General features: G+C 54.6%; 16 protein-coding genes, 2 rRNA genes and 1 riboswitch. Of the genes, 10 read left to right on the top strand and 8 right to left on the bottom strand.

All coding sequences use genetic code 11. From position 1 onward, the window contains the following. Position 1 precedes the first annotated feature (1 nt). The 5 genes from thiS to rsd all read right to left on the bottom strand — a co-directional run bounded on the left by thiS (position 2) and on the right by rsd (position 4,215). The gene (gene thiS / locus HV127_RS08440) at positions 2–202 is read right to left on the bottom strand and encodes a sulfur carrier protein ThiS (protein ID WP_182235598.1); all 201 of its coding nucleotides are present in this window, start codon (positions 200–202) and stop codon (positions 2–4) included. Continuing rightward, on the bottom strand, positions 186–941 hold the full coding sequence (locus HV127_RS08445) for a HesA/MoeB/ThiF family protein (protein WP_182235599.1): 756 nt from the start codon (positions 939–941) through the stop codon (positions 186–188). Before HV127_RS08445 ends, thiS begins: the two co-directional genes overlap by 17 nt. Beyond that, complete coding sequence (gene thiE, locus HV127_RS08450) at positions 934–1,569, bottom strand: thiamine phosphate synthase (RefSeq protein WP_181484076.1); 636 nt, start codon at positions 1,567–1,569, stop codon at positions 934–936. The genes HV127_RS08445 and thiE overlap by 8 nt, the downstream gene beginning before the upstream one ends. After that, on the bottom strand, positions 1,569–3,464 hold the full coding sequence (gene thiC, locus HV127_RS08455) for a phosphomethylpyrimidine synthase ThiC (protein WP_182235600.1): 1,896 nt from the start codon (positions 3,462–3,464) through the stop codon (positions 1,569–1,571). The genes thiE and thiC overlap by 1 nt, the downstream gene beginning before the upstream one ends. Positions 3,465–3,549: 85 nt before the next feature. Continuing rightward, positions 3,550–3,663: riboswitch (TPP riboswitch) on the bottom strand. 54 nt (positions 3,664–3,717) lie between these two features. After that, positions 3,718–4,215, bottom strand: a complete 498-nt coding sequence (rsd, locus tag HV127_RS08460; protein WP_110277349.1) for a sigma D regulator — start codon at positions 4,213–4,215, stop codon at positions 3,718–3,720. 95 nt (positions 4,216–4,310) lie between these two features. Here rsd and nudC point away from each other — a divergent pair, with 95 nt between their 5' ends. From nudC to HV127_RS08490, 6 genes are all read left to right on the top strand, one after another. Next, a complete protein-coding gene (nudC, locus tag HV127_RS08465; RefSeq protein WP_181484073.1) occupies positions 4,311–5,084 on the top strand; it encodes an NAD(+) diphosphatase in 774 nt (257 codons plus the stop codon). Between the two features lie 40 nt (positions 5,085–5,124). After that, positions 5,125–6,189 (top strand): uroporphyrinogen decarboxylase, encoded by a 1,065-nt coding sequence (gene hemE / locus HV127_RS08470; RefSeq protein ID WP_112217126.1) that lies wholly within the window; start codon positions 5,125–5,127, stop codon positions 6,187–6,189. Positions 6,190–6,198: 9 nt separating this feature from the next. After that, positions 6,199–6,870: a deoxyribonuclease V gene (gene nfi, locus HV127_RS08475; protein WP_182235601.1), complete on the top strand. Its 672-nt coding sequence runs from the start codon at positions 6,199–6,201 to the stop codon at positions 6,868–6,870. Between the two features lie 42 nt (positions 6,871–6,912). Then, positions 6,913–7,503: a YjaG family protein gene (locus tag HV127_RS08480; protein ID WP_182235602.1), complete on the top strand. Its 591-nt coding sequence runs from the start codon at positions 6,913–6,915 to the stop codon at positions 7,501–7,503. Positions 7,504–7,689: 186 nt separating this feature from the next. Next, positions 7,690–7,962 carry a nucleoid-associated protein HU-alpha gene (gene hupA, locus HV127_RS08485; RefSeq protein ID WP_004097675.1) on the top strand — a complete coding sequence of 91 codons (273 nt, stop codon included), beginning with the start codon at positions 7,690–7,692 and terminating at the stop codon, positions 7,960–7,962. Positions 7,963–7,968: 6 nt separating this feature from the next. Then, positions 7,969–8,667, top strand: coding sequence for a DUF1481 domain-containing protein (locus tag HV127_RS08490; protein WP_112217128.1), 699 nt, complete (start codon positions 7,969–7,971; stop codon positions 8,665–8,667). Positions 8,668–8,670: 3 nt separating this feature from the next. Here HV127_RS08490 and zraP read toward each other — a convergent pair whose 3' ends face one another. After that, positions 8,671–9,108, bottom strand: coding sequence for a zinc resistance sensor/chaperone ZraP (gene zraP, locus HV127_RS08495; RefSeq protein ID WP_182235603.1), 438 nt, complete (start codon positions 9,106–9,108; stop codon positions 8,671–8,673). A 249-nt stretch (positions 9,109–9,357) separates the two neighbouring features. On the opposite strand from zraP, the gene zraS reads away from it, so the two are divergent. Continuing rightward, positions 9,358–10,749 (top strand): two-component system sensor histidine kinase ZraS, encoded by a 1,392-nt coding sequence (zraS, locus tag HV127_RS08500; protein ID WP_182235604.1) that lies wholly within the window; start codon positions 9,358–9,360, stop codon positions 10,747–10,749. Further along, positions 10,746–12,077, top strand: a complete 1,332-nt coding sequence (gene zraR, locus HV127_RS08505; RefSeq protein ID WP_182235605.1) for a sigma-54-dependent response regulator transcription factor ZraR — start codon at positions 10,746–10,748, stop codon at positions 12,075–12,077. The genes zraS and zraR overlap by 4 nt, the downstream gene beginning before the upstream one ends. On the opposite strand, the gene purD is transcribed toward zraR, so the two are convergent. Both purD and purH read right to left on the bottom strand, forming a co-directional pair. After that, positions 12,074–13,363 carry a phosphoribosylamine--glycine ligase gene (gene purD, locus HV127_RS08510; RefSeq protein ID WP_182235606.1) on the bottom strand — a complete coding sequence of 430 codons (1,290 nt, stop codon included), beginning with the start codon at positions 13,361–13,363 and terminating at the stop codon, positions 12,074–12,076. The genes zraR and purD overlap by 4 nt on opposite strands. Positions 13,364–13,378: 15 nt before the next feature. Continuing rightward, a complete protein-coding gene (gene purH, locus HV127_RS08515; RefSeq protein WP_182235607.1) occupies positions 13,379–14,968 on the bottom strand; it encodes a bifunctional phosphoribosylaminoimidazolecarboxamide formyltransferase/IMP cyclohydrolase in 1,590 nt (529 codons plus the stop codon). Between the two features lie 625 nt (positions 14,969–15,593). Here purH and HV127_RS08520 point away from each other — a divergent pair. Both HV127_RS08520 and HV127_RS08525 read left to right on the top strand, forming a co-directional pair. After that, positions 15,594–17,133, top strand: a 16S ribosomal RNA gene (locus HV127_RS08520). Between the two features lie 226 nt (positions 17,134–17,359). Further along, positions 17,360–20,266, top strand: a 23S ribosomal RNA gene (locus tag HV127_RS08525). The 16S and 23S rRNA genes sit together here, the layout of an rRNA operon. Positions 20,267–20,283 lie beyond the last annotated feature (17 nt).

The following is a 20,283-nucleotide window of genomic DNA, read 5'->3' on the forward strand; positions in this document are numbered from 1 at the left end:
GTCAGCCTCCAGCGATAACCTGAAAAAGCAGGATCTGGTCGCCTTCCTGCAAATGTTGATCTTCCCAGCGCTCGCGCGGCAGGATGTGTTGATTGAGCGCCAGCGCGACGCCCGGTTGCTGTTGTTCCAGTTGAGCGAGCAGATCCGCAACGGATGTCGCTTCGGCGCACTGTAACGGCTCATCGTTAAACCACACTTGCATGCTGCCCTCCACATACCGGGCAGCCCTGAGCCCGCTGAAGCGCAAGAGTGCGCCAGTTGCTGGTCCGGGCATCGAACAGACGCAGGCTATTGCGCGGGGCCGCCATACCGCTGAGCAGTTTGATTGCCTCCAGCGCCTGTAAGGTGCCCATCATGCCGACCACCGGGCCGATAATGCCCGCCGTGCGACAGTTGCGTTCCGGTTCGGCAGCGTCCGGCCATAAGCAGCGATAGCACCCCTGTTCCCAGGGCGGCGTCAGCACCATCAACTGGCCTCCGAGTCCCACGGCGCTGGCAGTAATTAGCGGTGTTTCAAGCGCGACGCTGGCGGCGTTAATTTCCTGACGAGTCGCCATGTTATCGGTGCAATCCAGCACTACATCGGCCTTTGCCACTTCGTCCTGTAGCGCCTGACCGCTTAATCGCTGCTGTAGCGTAATCAGTTCAATCTGCGGGTTGAGGCGCGCCAGCCGTTCTCGGGCGGCGGTGGTTTTTGGCTGCGCAATATCATCGCTGGTGAACAGAATTTGCCGCTGTAGATTGCTGACATGCACGTCATCGTCATCGGCCAGCACCAGCGTGCCGACGCCTGCGCCTGCGAGATACAGCGCAGCGGGCGAGCCCAGTCCGCCGAGACCAATAATCAATACCCGGCTGGCCAGCAGCTTTTGTTGACCCTCAATGGCGATATCCTCCAGCAGCAGCTGGCGGCTATAGCGCATAAAATCGCTGTCATTCATCGCCAACTCCTGCTATTTCCAGCAACTGTGCTGTTGCCTGTCGCCAGTCAGCCGCCTGCGTGATGGCGCTGACGACCGCAATACTGCCAACGCCAGTTGCCAGTACCGCCGGAGCGCGCTCAAGGCTAATACCACCGATGGCGACCGTCGGATAATCCCCAAGACGTTGGATATGCTGAGCGAGCTGTTCCAATCCCTGAGGGGCGGAAGGCATCTGCTTGGTTTGCGTCGGGAAAACGTGGCCGAGGGCGATGTAGGAGGGACGAGCCGCCAGCGCGATATCCATTTCCATATCGTCGTGAGTAGAGACGCCAAGGCGCAGCCCGGCGTTGCGGATTGCGCTGAGATCGGTGGTTTCGAGATCCTCCTGGCCTAAATGTACGCCGTAAGCCTGATGTTTAATGGCCAGGTGCCAGTAGTCATTAATAAACAACCGGGCATTGTGCTTGCGCCCCAGGGCGATGGCGGCGATTACATCGTCTTCAACTTCGCTATCGCGTTTATCTTTGATGCGCAGCTGAATGGTACGAACGCCCGCAGTCAATAAACGTTCAATCCACTCTACGCTATCGACGACCGGATAGAGTCCTAAGTGGAAAGGGACGGATGGGAAATCAGGTTGATACATCAGGCTTCCTCCTTTTTCAGATAGATTTCGCCGCCGCGGGCACGGAAGCTATTCGACATATCGCTCATGCCAACTTCGATATCCTGGCGGGCTGCATAATCGCGCACTTCCTGGCTGATTTTCATTGAGCAGAATTTGGGGCCGCACATGGAGCAGAAGTGAGCCACTTTGCCGGACTCCTGCGGCAGGGTCTCGTCGTGGTACGCGCGAGCGGTGAACGGGTCGAGGGCAAGGTTAAACTGATCTTCCCAACGGAATTCGAAGCGTGCTTTTGACATCGCGTTATCGCGGATCTGCGCTCCGGGATGGCCTTTGGCAAGGTCAGCGGCATGGGCGGCGATTTTGTAGGTAATCAGCCCTTGCTTAACGTCTTCTTTGTTCGGTAGGCCGAGGTGCTCTTTTGGCGTGACGTAGCAGAGCATCGCGCAGCCGAACCAGCCAATCATTGCGGCGCCAATGCCCGAGGTGAAGTGGTCATAGCCCGGTGCGATATCGGTGGTGAGCGGCCCTAAGGTGTAGAAAGGTGCCTCGTGGCAGTGTTCCAGCTCCTCGGTCATATTGCGCTTGATCATCTGCATCGGCACGTGGCCCGGCCCTTCAATCATCACCTGTACATCGTACTCCCAGGCGATTTTGGTCAGTTCGCCCAGCGTGTGCAGCTCGGCAAACTGCGCTTCGTCGTTAGCATCCTGAATGGAACCCGGACGCAGACCATCGCCCAGCGATAGGGAAACATCATAGGCAGCGCAGATTTCACAGATTTCGCGGAAATGCTGATAAAGGAAGTTCTCCTGATGATGGGAGAGACACCACTTCGCCATAATAGAACCGCCGCGTGAAACAATGCCGGTCAGCCGCCTGGCGGTCATCGGCACGTAGCGTAGCAGCACGCCCGCATGGATAGTGAAGTAGTCGACTCCTTGTTCAGCCTGCTCCAGCAACGTGTCGCGGAAGGCTTCCCAGGAGAGATCTTCGGCGATCCCGTTAACTTTCTCTAGCGCCTGGTAGATCGGCACGGTACCGATTGGTACCGGACTGTTACGCAGGATCCACTCGCGGGTTTCGTGAATATAGCGACCGGTCGACAGGTCCATCACCGTATCCGCGCCCCAGCGAGTGGACCACACCAGCTTCTCGACCTCTTCTTCGATAGATGAAGTGACCGCCGAGTTGCCGATATTAGCATTGACCTTCACGAGGAAGTTGCGGCCGATTATCATCGGTTCTGACTCAGGGTGATTGATATTGGCGGGGATAATCGCGCGCCCGGCAGCGACTTCATCGCGTACGAATTCCGGGGTGATGTTCTCCGGCAGTCGTGCGCCAAACCCAACTCCGGGATGCTGGTGTCTCAACACTTTGCCACGAATGCGCTCGCGGCCCATGTTTTCACGGATGGCGATGAACTCCATCTCTGGGGTGACAACGCCCTGGCGGGCATAGTGCAACTGAGTCACGCATTTCCCGGAGATAGCGCGTTTTGGTGTTAGCAGGCCGGTAAAGCGCAGTTCGTCGAGGCCATCATCTGACAGGCGCTGTTTGGTATATGCCGAGCTGCGATCGCAGAGTTCTTCGCAGTCGCCACGCGCTTCAATCCACGGCTGGCGTAGTTTTGCCAGACCTTGTTGGACATTGATTACTATCTCCGGGTCGCCATAAGGGCCGGACGTGTCATAGACAGGAATGGCTTCGTTAGCTTCATAGCGGGGATTATCTTTAGCACCGCCGATGAGCGTCGGGCTCAGCTGAATTTCGCGCATCGGGACGCGAAGATCTTCACGTGAGCCGCGGATATAGATGCGTTGCGAATTGGGAAATGCGGTGCCTTCCAGCGTGTCGATAAAGCGCTGCGCATGTTCGCGTTGCTCTCGACGGGTCATTTTTGTTGTAGACATAGCTCATTCCAGGTGAACAGGATATGGCTTGTCAGACGACGGATGGAGTAACAGATGCGATCGGGCCCAGATGGGCTGACGCTAAATGCAGTTTACTCTTGTTCCCTTCGCAGGTATTAGCCTGATCAGGTTCCGCGGATCCCGAATTAACGGTCTCAGCCTTTTCCACTGTGGAAAATGGGCACTCCGACAAGATGACATCCCCTCTCTGAGAGGGGGAATGTATGTAAACTACTCGTTAATAGCGGACAACTCAAGCCGTCGGCGCGATATTGTCGCTGACGGGGTCCTTTCGGCTGTGAGCGATGGCGAGGGCGATGAGTTTATCCTCCAGCGCAAAGCGTGCTTCCAGCGCTTCGCCGATATCTGATAACGCCTGTTGAAACTCAAGGTAGTTATCGTGATCGATGGCGTTTTCGAGGCAAGAGTCGTAGTCATCCATGATCTGCTGAGTGTTGGCTTGCAGCTGTGGATAAAGCTTAGTGGCGGTTAAAAGTGGCGTATCACCTTCCAATTCGGCGATAAAGCGTTCATAAATACTAAAATGACCGGAGGAGAGATAGTCCACCAGACTTTGACAAAAATCATCCAGCGCCTTCTCATTAAGCCGCATAAATGATTCCTTGCCAGGTTTCAGGCCAACCAGGTTGTAGTAAGCCACGAGTAAATGCTTACGTACTTGTAGCCAGCGATCGACCAGTTTATTGCTGCCTCCAACACGTTCCGTCAGGTTTTCCAGCTGGTTTAACATGGTTGACTCCGCAAGTTTTAAAGAGAAATACGTTGCTCACCAAAATGTAAATTTAATGTTAAAAGTGCCAGTAAAATGAAGGTAGTGCAATAGATATGGATCGTATTATTGAAAAATTAGATCGCGGCTGGTGGATCGTCAGCCACGAACAAAAATTATGGTTACCCGGCGGGGAATTACCACATGGCGAAGCGGTAAATTTTAATCTTGCGGGGCAACCCGCTCTGCGCATAGGGGAATGGCAGGGCGAACCGGTGTGGCTGGTTCGTCAGGAGCGTCGACATGAGATGGGATCGCTGCGTCAGGTACTCGATCAGGATGCTGGCCTTTTTCAACTGGCGGGACGCGGGATCCAACTGGCGGAGTTCTATCGCTCGCATAAATTCTGCGGTTATTGCGGGCATCCGATGCACCCCAGCAAAACTGAATGGGCGATGCTCTGCAGCCACTGCCGTGAGCGTTATTACCCGCAAATCGCGCCGTGCATCATCGTTGCTATTCGACGGGATGATTCTATTTTGCTGGCGCAGCACACGCGCCATCGCAACGGCGTGCATACGGTGCTGGCCGGGTTTGTCGAAGTCGGTGAAACCCTGGAGCAGACGGTTGCCCGTGAGGTCATGGAAGAGAGCGGCATTAAGGTGAAAAACCTGCGCTACGTGACCTCCCAGCCGTGGCCGTTCCCGCAATCGCTAATGACTGCGTTTATGGCGGAATACGACAGCGGCGAGATTGTTATCGATAAGAAGGAGCTGCTGGAAGCGGGATGGTATCGCTATGACGATCTGCCGCTCCTGCCACCGCCGGGTACGGTTGCCCGCCGTCTGATAGAAGATACCGTGGCGATGTGTCGGGCAGAGTATGAGTGACATGTTACACTTGGCGCATCAACGCTAAAGGAATGTAAAAATGACCGAATTGAAGAACGATCGTTACCTGCGCGCTCTGCTACGTCAGCCGGTTGATGTCACCCCGGTGTGGATGATGCGCCAGGCGGGCCGCTATTTACCGGAATATAAAGCCACTCGCGCCGAAGCGGGCGACTTTATGTCGCTGTGTAAAAATGCTGAGCTGGCTTGCGAAGTGACGCTGCAGCCGCTGCGTCGCTATAAGCTGGATGCGGCAATCCTCTTCTCGGACATTCTGACTATCCCGGACGCCATGGGGCTGGGGCTTTATTTCGAAGCCGGTGAAGGCCCGCGTTTTACCTCGCCCATCACCTGTAAAGCGGATGTCGATAAACTACCGATCCCTGACCCGGAAGGGGAGCTCGGCTATGTGATGAACGCGGTGCGTACAATCCGCCGCGAGCTCAAAGGTGAAGTGCCGCTGATTGGTTTCTCCGGTAGCCCGTGGACGCTGGCGACCTATATGGTTGAAGGCGGCAGCAGCAAAGCGTTTACGGTGATCAAGAAGATGATGTATGCCGAGCCGCAGGCGCTGCATGCCCTGCTGGATAAGCTGGCGAAAAGCGTCACGCTGTATCTGAACGCGCAAATCAAAGCGGGCGCTCAGTCGGTGATGATTTTTGACACCTGGGGCGGCGCGCTGACCGGTCGTGATTATCAGCAGTTCTCGCTCTACTACATGCATAAAATCGTCGATGGTCTGCTGCGTGAGAACGAAGGCCGTCGCGTACCGGTAACCCTGTTTACCAAAGGCGGTGGGCAGTGGCTGGAAGCGATGGCGGAAACCGGTTGCGATGCGCTGGGCCTCGACTGGACTACCGATATCGCCGATGCGCGCCGTCGCGTGGGCCATAAAGTCGCTCTGCAGGGCAACATGGACCCTTCGATGCTTTACGCTCCTGCGGCGCGTATCGAGGAAGAAGTAGCGACCATTCTCGCCGGATTCGGTCAGGGTGAGGGTCATGTCTTCAACCTCGGCCACGGGATTCACCAGGACGTCGACCCGGAACACGCGGGTGTGTTTGTGGAGGCGGTGCACCGTTTGTCGGCGCAATACCACCGTTAAGGAGTGATTATGGATTTGGCATCGCTACGCGCCCAACAGCTGAGCCTGGCGGAATCGGTGGAGCGAGTCGATCGTCTGGACCAGGATCCGCCGATGCTGATCGGCGGGGCGGATGTTGGATTTGAGCAAGAGGGCGAAGTCACCCGGGCGGCGATGGTGCTGCTGAGCTATCCGTCGCTGGAGCTGGTGGAATATCAGGTGGCGCGCGTTGCCACCGCGATGCCCTACATTCCCGGTTTCCTCTCCTTTCGCGAAACGCCTGCGCTGCTGGCGGCGTGGGAGCAACTTTCACAAAAACCGGATCTTTTATTCGTCGACGGGCACGGTATTTCTCATCCGCGCCGCCTCGGCGTCGCCAGCCATTTTGGGCTGCTGGTGGATGTCCCGACGATCGGTGTGGCGAAAAAGCGGCTATGCGGTAAGTTTGAACTGCTCGGCGATGAGCCCGGTGCGCTGGCTCCATTGCAGGATAAAGGTGAGCAGTTGGCATGGGTCCTGCGCAGTAAAGCGCGCTGCAACCCGCTGTTCGTCAGCACCGGACATCGCGTTGGCCTTGATAGCGCGCTGATGTGGGTAGAACGTTGCCTGAAAGGCTACCGTCTGCCGGAGCCGACGCGCTGGGCTGATGCGGTGGCGTCCCGCCGACCGGCGTTTGTGCGTTGGCAAGCAAATCACGGCTGATTCAGGTACACTGCGGCTAATTTCTGACTTCGAGAATTCATCATGTTACAAAACCCGATTCACCTGCGTCTGGAGAAGCTGGAGAGCTGGCAGCACGTCACTTTTATGGCCTGTCTGTGCGAGCGGATGTACCCCAACTACGCCATGTTCTGCAAGCAAACTGAGTTCGCTGATGGCCAGCTGTATCGTCGTATCCTTGACCTGATCTGGGAAACGCTGACGGTTAAAGATGCGAAAGTGAATTTTGATAGTCAGCTAGAAAAGCTGGAAGAGGCGATTCCGGCCGCTGATGATTACGATCTGTACGGTGTTTATCCGGCCATTGACGCCTGCGTCGCATTAAGTGAATTGGTTCACTCGCGGCTGAGCGGGGAAACGCTTGAACATGCGATCGAAGTGAGCAAGAGTTCCATCACCACCGTTGCGATGCTGGAAATGACCCAGGCTGGTCGCGAAATGACCGACGAAGAGCTCAAAGAAAACCCAGCTGTTGAGCAAGAATGGGATATTCAGTGGGAGATTTTCCGTCTTTTGGCCGACTGTGAAGAACGAGACATTGAACTGATCAAAGGGCTTCGTGCAGACCTCCGCGAGGCCGGCGAGAGCAATATTGGTATAAATTTTCAGCAGTGAGACAAGAAAACGTGATTTACCGCCTGAATTGTAGCGTCTGAAGGCTTCCATTCCGCCCCCCGTCTGGTCTACATTTGGGGGGCGAAAAAAAGTGGCTATCGGTGCGTGTATGCAGGTGGGTGCTTTTTTGGCATTTCCGTCGCACTCGATGCTTAGCAAGCGATAAACACATTGTAAGGATAACTTATGAACAAGACTCAACTGATTGATGTAATTGCGGACAAAGCTGACCTGTCCAAAGCACAGGCGAAAGCTGCCCTGGAATCTACCCTGGCTGCAATTACTGAGTCTCTGAAAGAAGGTGATGCTGTTCAACTGGTTGGTTTCGGTACCTTCAAAGTGAACCACCGCGCTGAGCGTACTGGCCGCAACCCGCAGACCGGTAATGAAATAAAAATCGCCGCAGCTAACGTACCGGCATTTGTTTCAGGCAAAGCACTGAAAGACGCAGTTAAGTAAGACCGCGTGGCAGTTTACAGTTTTATCGAAGGGGCTTTTAAGCCCCTTTTGTCTACCTGGCGTCGTCCGTTGGCGCTGGTGGGCGTATTGCTGCTTACTGCCTGCAGCCACGATTCTTCTCTCCCACCGTTTACCGCCAGCGGGTATGCGGATAACCAGGGAGCGATGCGTATCTGGCGTAAAGATTCAGATGGCGAGGTTCGCCTTCTTGCCGCCTTTAGCCCGTGGCGTCACGGGAATACCTCGACCAGCGAGTACCGTTGGCAGGACGATCAGCTTGCGCTAATCGAACTGAACGTTTACGGCAAACCCCCGGAACATATTCGCGCCCGCTTTGATGCGCAGGGCGAGCTAAGCTTTATGCAGCGTGAAGTCGACGGGCAGAAGCAGCAGCTTTCCAGCGATCAGGTTGCGCTGTATCGTTACCGCGCAGAGCAAATACGCCAGACCAGCGATGCTTTACGTCAGGGGCGCGTGATGCTGCGTCAGGGACGCTGGCATGCCAACCAGACGGTAACGACCTGCGAAGGTCAGACCGTGAAGCCTGACCTTGATGCGCGAGCGCTAGCCCATATTGAACGTCGCCAGAATCACTCATCCATTGAGGTGAGCGTAGCGTGGCTGGAAGCGCCGGAAGGTTCCCAGTTGCTGCTGGTGGCAAACGAAGACTTCTGTACCTGGCAGCCGACTGAGAAAAACTTCTAAATTTTACCAGTGGTTCATGCCCATATGACCGCGGCCACCACCCCCACAGCCTCCACGCCCCATTCCCTCGCCGCGAGGAATACCCGCCTGGGCTAAAGCGACATCAAACTTAACCCGCTGCTGGGCCAGCTTCTGACCGAGAGCTTCCATCTCCTGGGCAACAGATTCAATTTTTGTACTGTCCGGTTTATCCGCAGTTAACAACGCATTGTATTCGTAGCGTTTTGATGTGAGCTGCTGGCGTAGAGCGCGGGTTTGCTCATAGAAATCGCTATGCAGCTTCTGGGCAGTGGCCTGCTGTTCAGTCGTCAGTTGGCTATAGCCCTGCGGACCCATTCCGTTGCCGTTATTCCAGTGGTGTCCTGCCCATGCAGAGCTGCTACCAAAGGTTAAGGCGGCAAGGGCGATGAGTGTCAGAGTGAATTTGTGGTTCCGTTTCATGGTTTATTCTCCTGGTTTATGGTTTCTTCCGTATTTGCATCTTCCGTGCCAGGATGAAAACTCCGCAGGATATAAGGTTTTCTATCGCATCAGCAGATGACAACGAGTAAAAATGACTCGCGGAAAAGATCGATGCGGGTCATTTTTACTCGTTGTCTTGCGGGTTTATGCCTGAGAGCCCGTTTGCCGGGCCGGAAAAATGGCATGATTTCTGCTGGGAACCGTAGAGCCTGATAAAAGGGAGTTGCAATGAACGTGATGCGGTTGTCGAAGGATTCTGTCGCCGTTGGGCTGAGCTGGCTATTGACTGGCCTCATCTTACTGCTGGTGTGCCTGTTTTCCGTACTTATCGTGCGCGACAATGGTCGTGAGAACGACGCCGCGCGCCAGACCATTCAGGAAAAAGGCAGCGTACTGATTCGCGCCCTTGAGTCCGGAACTCGCGTCGGTATGGGAATGCGTATGCATCACGCCCAGCTTCAGGCATTGCTTGAGGAGATGGCCTGGCAGCCTGGCGTACTGTGGTTTGCGGTGACGGATGAGAATGGCAAAATTATTGCTCATAGCGATCCGCAGCAGGTTGGTGGGACGCTGTATCCTGCCGATGCGATGCGCGAGTTGAACATTGGCAGCGAGGAACGCTGGCGGCGGCTTGAAAAACCGGAGCCGGCACTGGAAATCTATCGCCAGTTTCGCCCGCTTAACGGTGGGGGCGCTCACCATATGCGCATGATGATGCGCCGCGAATCTGCCGACCTGCGTGCTCAGGTGCCGCAGGTTATTTTTATCGCCTTTGATGCCCGGGAACTGGATGCTGACAACGCCCGTGGTCTGCGGAATATGATCGTTATGCTGTGCGCGGCAGGCGTGGTGATGGTGGCAACCGTGCTGGCTCAATTTTGGTTCCGACGCTATCAGCGCTCGCGTAAGCAACTACAGGAAGCGATGGCGCGTAAAGAGAAACTGGTGGCGATCGGGCATTTGGCTGCGGGCGTCGCGCATGAAATTCGTAACCCGTTATCATCCATTAAAGGGCTGGCAAAGTATTTTGCTGAACGTACCCCGCCCGACGGCGAAGCGCATCAGTTGGCCCAGGTGATGGCAAAAGAAGCCGATCGTTTAAACCGGGTGGTCAGCGAACTTCTGGAACTGGTGCGTCCGGCGCATTTAAAATATCAATGGGTTGATTTGAATGAGGTTATTACCCACTCGCTGCAACTGATTGGTCAGGATGCGCAGAGCCGCGCTATCGAGCTGAACTTTAACGCTCAGCCTTCGCTACGCCGGATTCAGGCCGACCCTGACAGGCTTAAGCAGGTATTACTGAACCTGTATCTCAACGCGATGCAGGCCATTGGACATCATGGGACGATTCGCGTGGAAGTCGGTGAATGCGATGGTCAGAAAGTGAAAATTGTCGTGACCGATAGTGGAAAAGGGATGACGGCAGAGCAAAGACAGGCCATCTTCACCCCCTATTTTACGACCAAAGCAGATGGTACCGGACTGGGGCTGGCTGTAGTGCAGAATATTGTTGAACAACATGGCGGAACGATCCACGCCGACAGTACGCCGGGAAAAGGCGCCGTTTTTACGCTTTATCTGCCGGTGCGCGCGCAACAAAAGGATGAACAAGGATGACGGATGAGAAGGTAGACATTCTGGTTGTTGATGACGATGTCAGCCATTGTACGATCCTCCAGGCCTTACTGCGGGGCTGGGGCTATAACGTCGCATTGGCCCACAACGGGCTGTTGGCTCTGGAGCTAGTGAAGCAAAAAGTATTTGACCTGGTGCTGTGCGATATCCGTATGGCGGAGATGGACGGTATTGAAACGCTCAAGGAAATTAAGGCTTACAACCCGGCAATCCCGGTACTCATCATGACCGCTTTCTCCAGCGTAGGAACGGCGGTTGAAGCTATCAAGTCCGGGGCGCTGGATTATCTCATCAAACCGCTGGATTTTGACAAACTGCAGGAGACGCTTGCCCAGGCGTTGGCGCATACGCGCCAGTCCGATAGCGGCATGGAACCAGGCCCAGCAGCACAATTTGGCATGGTGGGTGATAGCCCGGCGATGCAGACGCTACTCAGCAATATCGCCCTGGTAGCGCCATCTGATGCGACGGTGTTGATCTGCGGTGAGTCAGGTACCGGCAAAGAGCTGGTTGCCCGTGCGCTCCACGCCAGTAGCAGGCGTAATAATCAACCGCTGGTGACGCTGAACTGTGCGGCCCTCAATGAATCGTTGCTGGAGTCGGAACTGTTCGGTCATGAGAAGGGGGCGTTTACCGGGGCCGACAAACGGCGGGAAGGGCGTTTTGAGCAAGCCGATGGCGGCACATTATTCCTCGATGAGATTGGTGATATCTCGCCGCTGATGCAGGTGCGATTGTTACGAGCGATCCAGGAACGAGAAGTTCAACGCGTTGGGAGTAATCAGACGATTAAGGTTGATGTCAGACTGATTGCCGCCACCCATCGCGATTTAGCCGAAGAGGTGAGTGCCGGTCGCTTTCGTCAGGATCTCTACTATCGCCTGAACGTGGTGACCATCGATATGCCGCCGTTGCGTCAGCGTCGAGAAGATATTCCACAGCTGGCGCGCTATTTCTTGCAGCGTTATGCCGAGCGTAACCGCAAGGCGGTGCAGGGTTTTACGCCGCAGGCGATGGACTTACTGATCCACTACGACTGGCCAGGCAATATTCGTGAACTGGAAAACGCGGTGGAGCGGGCGGTGGTTCTGCTGACGGGAGAGTATATTTCCGAACGCGAGCTACCATTGTCGATTACCGGTACGCCAGTTCCGGCGTTGTCGCTATCCGATGACGTGATTCAACCACTGGTGGAAGTAGAAAAAGAGGTGATTCTGGCGGCGCTTGAAAAAACGGGCGGCAACAAAACTGAAGCCGCCCGCCAGTTAGGCATTACGCGCAAAACGCTGCTGGCTAAGCTTAGCCGCTAGTTTTGCTCGCGCTCGATGGCGCGCCAGCCGATGTCGTTACGGCTAAAGCTGTCGTCCCAGCGAATATCGGTCATCAGGGCGTAAGCGCGTTTCTGCGCTTCGGCAACGGTATGACCCAGCGCGGTGGCGCATAGTACGCGACCGCCGCTAGTCAACACGCGGTCGTCATCAGCGAGCTTAGTCCCTGCATGGAATACTTTACCGTCTGCGGTTTCTGCCAGCGGCAGGCCGTGGATAACGTCCCCGGTACGGTAGTCAGCCGGATAACCTCCGGCGGCAATTACCACGCCTAACGCGGCGCGTTCATCCCATTCGGAGGTTTGTTCGTCCAGCTTGCCTTCACAAGCGGCCAGACACAGATCCACCAGATCCGATTTCATGCGCAGCATGATCGGCTGAGTTTCCGGATCGCCGAAGCGACAGTTGAATTCGATAACCTTCGGGTTGCCCTGTTTATCGATCATCAGGCCTGCGTACAGGAAGCCGGTGTAGGTGTTTCCTTCCGCTGCCATGCCTTTGACGGTTGGCCAGATGATGCGTTCCATAGTGCGCTGGTGAACTTCATCGGTCACGACGGGTGCCGGTGAGTAGGCGCCCATCCCGCCGGTGTTCGGGCCGGTGTCGCCATTGCCAACACGTTTGTGGTCCTGGCTGGTGGCCATCGGCAGCACGTGCTCGCCATCGACCATCACGATAAAGCTCGCCTCTTCACCGTCGAGGAACTCTTCGATCACGATACGATGACCCGCGTCGCCAAAAGCGTTGCCTGCCAGCATGTCATGCACGGCGGCTTCGGCTTCTTCAAGCGTCATTGCCACGATAACGCCTTTACCGGCAGCCAGACCGTCGGCTTTGATGACAATGGGGGCACCTTTCTCGCGCAGGTAAGCCAGCGCCGGTTCGATTTCGGTGAAGTTCTGATATTCCGCCGTCGGAATGTTATGACGGGCGAGGAAATCTTTGGTGAAGGCCTTTGAGCCTTCAAGCTGCGCGGCACCTTCGGTGGGGCCAAAGATTTTCAGACCGGCGGCGCGGAAGGCGTCGACCACGCCAATCACCAGCGGTGCTTCCGGGCCGACGATAGTCAGGTCAATCTTCTCGCTCTGGGCAAAGGCCAGCAGTGCCGGGATATCGGTAACACTGATAGCCACGTTTTGCAGCGCAGGCTCCAGCGCGGTGCCCGCGTTACCTGGTGCGACAAAAACGGTATCGACATTTGGTGACTGTACCGCTTTCCATGCCAGGGCGTGCTCGCGCCCGCCGTTGCCAATAACTAATACTTTCATCGTCTGCTCCGTGGATTAATGGCGGAAGTGGCGCATGTCGGTGAAGATCATCGCAATGCCGTGTTCGTCGGCAGCGGCAATCACCTCTTCGTCGCGAATAGAACCGCCAGGCTGGATAACGCAGCTCACGCCAACGGCGGCAGCGGCATCAATACCATCACGGAACGGGAAGAACGCGTCGGAAGCCATGGCGGAACCTTTGACTTCCAGCCCTTCGTCGGCGGCTTTAATCCCGGCGATCTTCGCGGAGTAAACGCGGCTCATCTGGCCTGCGCCTATCCCGATGGTCATATTCTCTTTGGCGTAGACAATGGCGTTAGATTTGACGAACTTCGCCACTTTCCAGCAGAACAGCGCATCGCGCAGTTCCTGTTCGGTAGGCTGACGCCTGGAAACCACGCGCAGTTCGCCTTCGGTAACCATACCCAGGTCACGATCCTGAACCAGCAGGCCGCCGTTCACACGCTTGAAGTCCAGACCGGCAACGCGGTTTGCCCACTGACCACAGGTCAGGACGCGTACGTTCTGTTTGGCGGCAGTGATTTTCAGCGCTTCTTCTGTTGCAGACGGTGCAATGATCACTTCCACAAACTGGCGGGAGATAATGGCTTGTGCCGTTTCGGCATCCAGTTCGCGGTTGAAAGCGATGATGCCGCCAAACGCAGAAGTTGGGTCGGTTTTATAGGCGCGGTCGTAAGCGTCGAGAATAGAGGTGCTGACGGCCACACCGCATGGGTTAGCATGCTTAACGATAACGCAGGCCGGTTCGTTGAACTCTTTCACGCACTCCAGCGCGGCATCGGTATCGGCGATGTTGTTATAAGAGAGCGCTTTGCCCTGCACCTGGGTCGCAGTGGCAACGGAAGCCTCTTTAACATTCTCTTCTATATAGAAGGCAGCTTGCTGGTGGCTGTTTTCGCCGTAGCGCATATCCTGCTTCTTAATGAAGTTCAGGTTAAGAGTACGCGGGAAGCGACCCGCAGCTTCTTTGCTTTCACCATAATAGGCCGGAACCATGCTGCCGAAGTAGTTGGCAATCATGCTGTCGTAGGCCGCGGTATGTTCGAAAGCTTTGATGGCGAGGTCGAAGCGGGTTTCCAGAGTGAGGGAGCCTTCGTTGGCATCCATCTCATTAATAATAGCTTCGTAGTCGTTGCTCTTCACCACGATGGCCACATCTTTATGGTTCTTTGCCGCTGAGCGAACCATGGTCGGGCCGCCGATATCAATATTCTCTACCGCATCTTCCAGCGAACAGCCTTCACGGGCAACGGTCTCGGCGAACGGATAAAGGTTAACGACAACCATATCGATGGGTGCGATACCGTGCTGTTCCATAATGCCATCATCCTGACCACGGCGACCGAGAATGCCGCCGTGTACTTTCGGATGCAGGGTCTTCACGCGTCCATCCATCATTTCCGGGAAACCGGTGTAGTCAGAGACTTCGGTTACCGGCAGAGCTTTCTCAGCCAGCAGGCGTGCAGTACCACCTGTAGACAGTAGCTCTACACCACGAGCGGAAAGTGCCTGCGCGAATTCGACGATACCGGCCTTGTCAGAAACACTGAGCAGTGCGCGGCGGACTGGACGACGTTGTTGCATGGTATTAAATCCCCAGGATTTGAATATTACAGAGAGCGTTAGGTGAGTTTTTGTCTAAAAACTCACCTAACGCACCCAACCGGGCGTCCTTGTTATAGCGCGGCATTGTAACGAAAACGTTTGCGCAACGCTCGCGAATTTTTATCTTTCTCTTTTTTGCCCTGAATTGCTGCTTATATAGAGAAGGGGGAGGACCGTTGTAGAAGGATATCGCCAGTTGTCTGTGGATAATTCTGTGTGCAACAGGGTATAAAGTGGGCTTCTGCTGGGGATTGCAGCAGTCAGTCATTTTTCTGCAATTTAACTATTGCGGATGCTCGGGAACTCCCTATAATGCGCCTCCATCGACACGGCAGATGTGAATCACTTCACACAAACAGCCGGGTTGGTTGAAGAGAAAAGCCTGAAAATAAGGTTGACTCTGAAAGAGGAAAGCGTAATATACGCCACCTCGCAACGGTGAGCGAAAGCCGCGTTGCACTGCTCTTTAACAATTTATCAGACAATCTGTGTGGGCACTCAAAGTGACATGGATTCTTAATGTCTTCGGACAATAAATGAATACCAAGTCTCTGAGTGAACATACGTAATTCATTACGAAGTTTAATTCACGAGCATCAAACTTAAATTGAAGAGTTTGATCATGGCTCAGATTGAACGCTGGCGGCAGGCCTAACACATGCAAGTCGAACGGTAGCACAGAGAGCTTGCTCTCGGGTGACGAGTGGCGGACGGGTGAGTAATGTCTGGGAAACTGCCTGATGGAGGGGGATAACTACTGGAAACGGTAGCTAATACCGCATAACGTCGCAAGACCAAAGTGGGGGACCTTCGGGCCTCATGCCATCAGATGTGCCCAGATGGGATTAGCTTGTTGGTGAGGTAACGGCTCACCAAGGCGACGATCCCTAGCTGGTCTGAGAGGATGACCAGCCACACTGGAACTGAGACACGGTCCAGACTCCTACGGGAGGCAGCAGTGGGGAATATTGCACAATGGGCGCAAGCCTGATGCAGCCATGCCGCGTGTATGAAGAAGGCCTTCGGGTTGTAAAGTACTTTCAGCGAGGAGGAAGGCATTGTGGTTAATAACCGCAGTGATTGACGTTACTCGCAGAAGAAGCACCGGCTAACTCCGTGCCAGCAGCCGCGGTAATACGGAGGGTGCAAGCGTTAATCGGAATTACTGGGCGTAAAGCGCACGCAGGCGGTCTGTCAAGTCGGATGTGAAATCCCCGGGCTCAACCTGGGAACTGCATTCGAAACTGGCAGGCTAGAGTCTTGTAGAGGGGGGTAGAATTCCAGGTGTAGCGGTGAAATGCGTAGAGATCTGGAGGAATACCGGTGGCGAAGGCGGCCCCCTGGACAAAGACTGACGCTCAGGTGCGAAAGCGTGGGGAGCAAACAGGATTAGATACCCTGGTAGTCCACGCTGTAAACGATGTCGACTTGGAGGTTGTTCCCTTGAGGAGTGGCTTCCGGAGCTAACGCGTTAAGTCGACCGCCTGGGGAGTACGGCCGCAAGGTTAAAACTCAAATGAATTGACGGGGGCCCGCACAAGCGGTGGAGCATGTGGTTTAATTCGATGCAACGCGAAGAACCTTACCTACTCTTGACATCCAGAGAACTTAGCAGAGATGCTTTGGTGCCTTCGGGAACTCTGAGACAGGTGCTGCATGGCTGTCGTCAGCTCGTGTTGTGAAATGTTGGGTTAAGTCCCGCAACGAGCGCAACCCTTATCCTTTGTTGCCAGCGGTCCGGCCGGGAACTCAAAGGAGACTGCCAGTGATAAACTGGAGGAAGGTGGGGATGACGTCAAGTCATCATGGCCCTTACGAGTAGGGCTACACACGTGCTACAATGGCATATACAAAGAGAAGCGACCTCGCGAGAGCAAGCGGACCTCATAAAGTATGTCGTAGTCCGGATCGGAGTCTGCAACTCGACTCCGTGAAGTCGGAATCGCTAGTAATCGTGGATCAGAATGCCACGGTGAATACGTTCCCGGGCCTTGTACACACCGCCCGTCACACCATGGGAGTGGGTTGCAAAAGAAGTAGGTAGCTTAACCTTCGGGAGGGCGCTTACCACTTTGTGATTCATGACTGGGGTGAAGTCGTAACAAGGTAACCGTAGGGGAACCTGCGGTTGGATCACCTCCTTACCTTAAAGAACCTGCCTTTGTAGTGTCCACACAGATTGTCTGATGAATGATGAACTTCTTAATGTACTTTCGAGTGTATTAAGAAGTTTTGCTCTTTAAAAATCTGGATCAAGCTGAAAATTGAAACGACACGCTGCGTCTGTTCTCCGTAATAAGAACAGCATGACGGTGTGTTCGAGTCTCTCAAATTTTCGCAATCATGAAGTGAAACATCTTCGGGTTGTGAGGTTAAGCGACTAAGCGTACACGGTGGATGCCCTGGCAGTCAGAGGCGATGAAGGACGTGCTAATCTGCGATAAGCGTCGGTAAGGTGATATGAACCGTTATAACCGACGATTTCCGAATGGGGAAACCCAGTGTGTTTCGACACACTATCGTTAAGTGAATACATAGCTTAACGAAGCGAACCGGGGGAACTGAAACATCTAAGTACCCCGAGGAAAAGAAATCAACCGAGATTCCCCCAGTAGCGGCGAGCGAACGGGGAGGAGCCCAGAGTCTGAATCAGTTTGTGTGTTAGTGGAAGCGTCTGGAAAGTCGCAGGGTACAGGGTGATACTCCCGTACACAAAAACACACAGGCTGTGAACTCGAAGAGTAGGGCGGGACACGTGGTATCCTGTCTGAATATGGGGGGACCATCCTCCAAGGCTAAATACTCCTGACTGACCGATAGTGAACCAGTACCGTGAGGGAAAGGCGAAAAGAACCCCGGCGAGGGGAGTGAAACAGAACCTGAAACCGTGTACGTACAAGCAGTAGGAGCCCACTTGTTGGGTGACTGCGTACCTTTTGTATAATGGGTCAGCGACTTATATTCTGTAGCAAGGTTAACCGTATAGGGGAGCCGCAGGGAAACCGAGTCTTAACTGGGCGTTAAGTTGCAGGGTATAGACCCGAAACCCGGTGATCTAGCCATGGGCAGGTTGAAGGTTGGGTAACACTAACTGGAGGACCGAACCGACTAATGTTGAAAAATTAGCGGATGACTTGTGGCTGGGGGTGAAAGGCCAATCAAACCGGGAGATAGCTGGTTCTCCCCGAAAGCTATTTAGGTAGCGCCTCGTGAACTCATCTTCGGGGGTAGAGCACTGTTTCGGCTAGGGGGTCATCCCGACTTACCAACCCGATGCAAACTACGAATACCGAAGAATGTTATCACGGGAGACACACGGCGGGTGCTAACGTCCGTCGTGAAGAGGGAAACAACCCAGACCGCCAGCTAAGGTCCCAAAGTCATGGTTAAGTGGGAAACGATGTGGGAAGGCACAGACAGCCAGGATGTTGGCTTAGAAGCAGCCATCATTTAAAGAAAGCGTAATAGCTCACTGGTCGAGTCGGCCTGCGCGGAAGATGTAACGGGGCTAAACCATGCACCGAAGCTGCGGCAGCGACACTATGTGTTGTTGGGTAGGGGAGCGTTCTGTAAGCCGTTGAAGGTGGCCTGTGAGGGCTGCTGGAGGTATCAGAAGTGCGAATGCTGACATAAGTAACGATAAAGCGGGTGAAAAGCCCGCTCGCCGGAAGACCAAGGGTTCCTGTCCAACGTTAATCGGGGCAGGGTGAGTCGACCCCTAAGGCGAGGCCGAAAGGCGTAGTCGATGGGAAACAGGTTAATATTCCTGTACTCGGTGTTACTGCGAAGGGGGGACGGAGAAGGCTATGTTAGCCGGGCGACGGTTGTCCCGGTTTAAGCATGTAGGCGGATGTTCCAGGTAAATCCGGAACGTCATTCAACGCTGAGGTGTGATGACGAGGCACTACGGTGCTGAAGTAACAAATGCCCTGCTTCCAGGAAAAGCCTCTAAGCATCAGGTAACATCAAATCGTACCCCAAACCGACACAGGTGGTCAGGTAGAGAATACCAAGGCGCTTGAGAGAACTCGGGTGAAGGAACTAGGCAAAATGGTGCCGTAACTTCGGGAGAAGGCACGCTGATGGTAGGTGAAGTGACTTGCTCATGGAGCTGAAATCAGTCGAAGATACCAGCTGGCTGCAACTGTTTATTAAAAACACAGCACTGTGCAAACACGAAAGTGGACGTATACGGTGTGACGCCTGCCCGGTGCCGGAAGGTTAATTGATGGGGTTATCCGTAAGGAGAAGCTCTTGATCGAAGCCCCGGTAAACGGCGGCCGTAACTATAACGGTCCTAAGGTAGCGAAATTCCTTGTCGGGTAAGTTCCGACCTGCACGAATGGCGTAATGATGGCCAGGCTGTCTCCACCCGAGACTCAGTGAAATTGAACTCGCTGTGAAGATGCAGTGTACCCGCGGCAAGACGGAAAGACCCCGTGAACCTTTACTATAGCTTGACACTGAACACTGGTCCTTGATGTGTAGGATAGGTGGGAGGCTTTGAAGTGTGGACGCCAGTCTGCATGGAGCCATCCTTGAAATACCACCCTTTAATGGCTGGTGTTCTAACGTGGACCCGTAATCCGGGTTGCGGACAGTGTCTGGTGGGTAGTTTGACTGGGGCGGTCTCCTCCTAAAGAGTAACGGAGGAGCACGAAGGTTAGCTAATCCTGGTCGGACATCAGGAGGTTAGTGCAATGGCATAAGCTAGCTTGACTGCGAGCGTGACGGCGCGAGCAGGTGCGAAAGCAGGTCATAGTGATCCGGTGGTTCTGAATGGAAGGGCCATCGCTCAACGGATAAAAGGTACTCCGGGGATAACAGGCTGATACCGCCCAAGAGTTCATATCGACGGCGGTGTTTGGCACCTCGATGTCGGCTCATCACATCCTGGGGCTGAAGTAGGTCCCAAGGGTATGGCTGTTCGCCATTTAAAGTGGTACGCGAGCTGGGTTTAGAACGTCGTGAGACAGTTCGGTCCCTATCTGCCGTGGGCGCTGGAGAATTGAGGGGGGCTGCTCCTAGTACGAGAGGACCGGAGTGGACGCATCACTGGTGTTCGGGTTGTCATGCCAATGGCATTGCCCGGTAGCTAAATGCGGAAGAGATAAGTGCTGAAAGCATCTAAGCACGAAACTTGCCCCGAGATGAGTTCTCCCTGACTCCTTGAGAGTCCTGAAGGAACGTTGAAGACGACGACGTTGATAGGCCGGGTGTGTAAGCGTAGCGATACGTTGAGCTAACCGGTACTAATGAACCGTGAGGCTTAACCTTACAACGCCGAAGATGTT

The sequence above is a fragment of the Klebsiella sp. RHBSTW-00215 genome, assembly GCF_014103785.1.
Lineage (GTDB): Bacteria > Pseudomonadota > Gammaproteobacteria > Enterobacterales > Enterobacteriaceae > Klebsiella.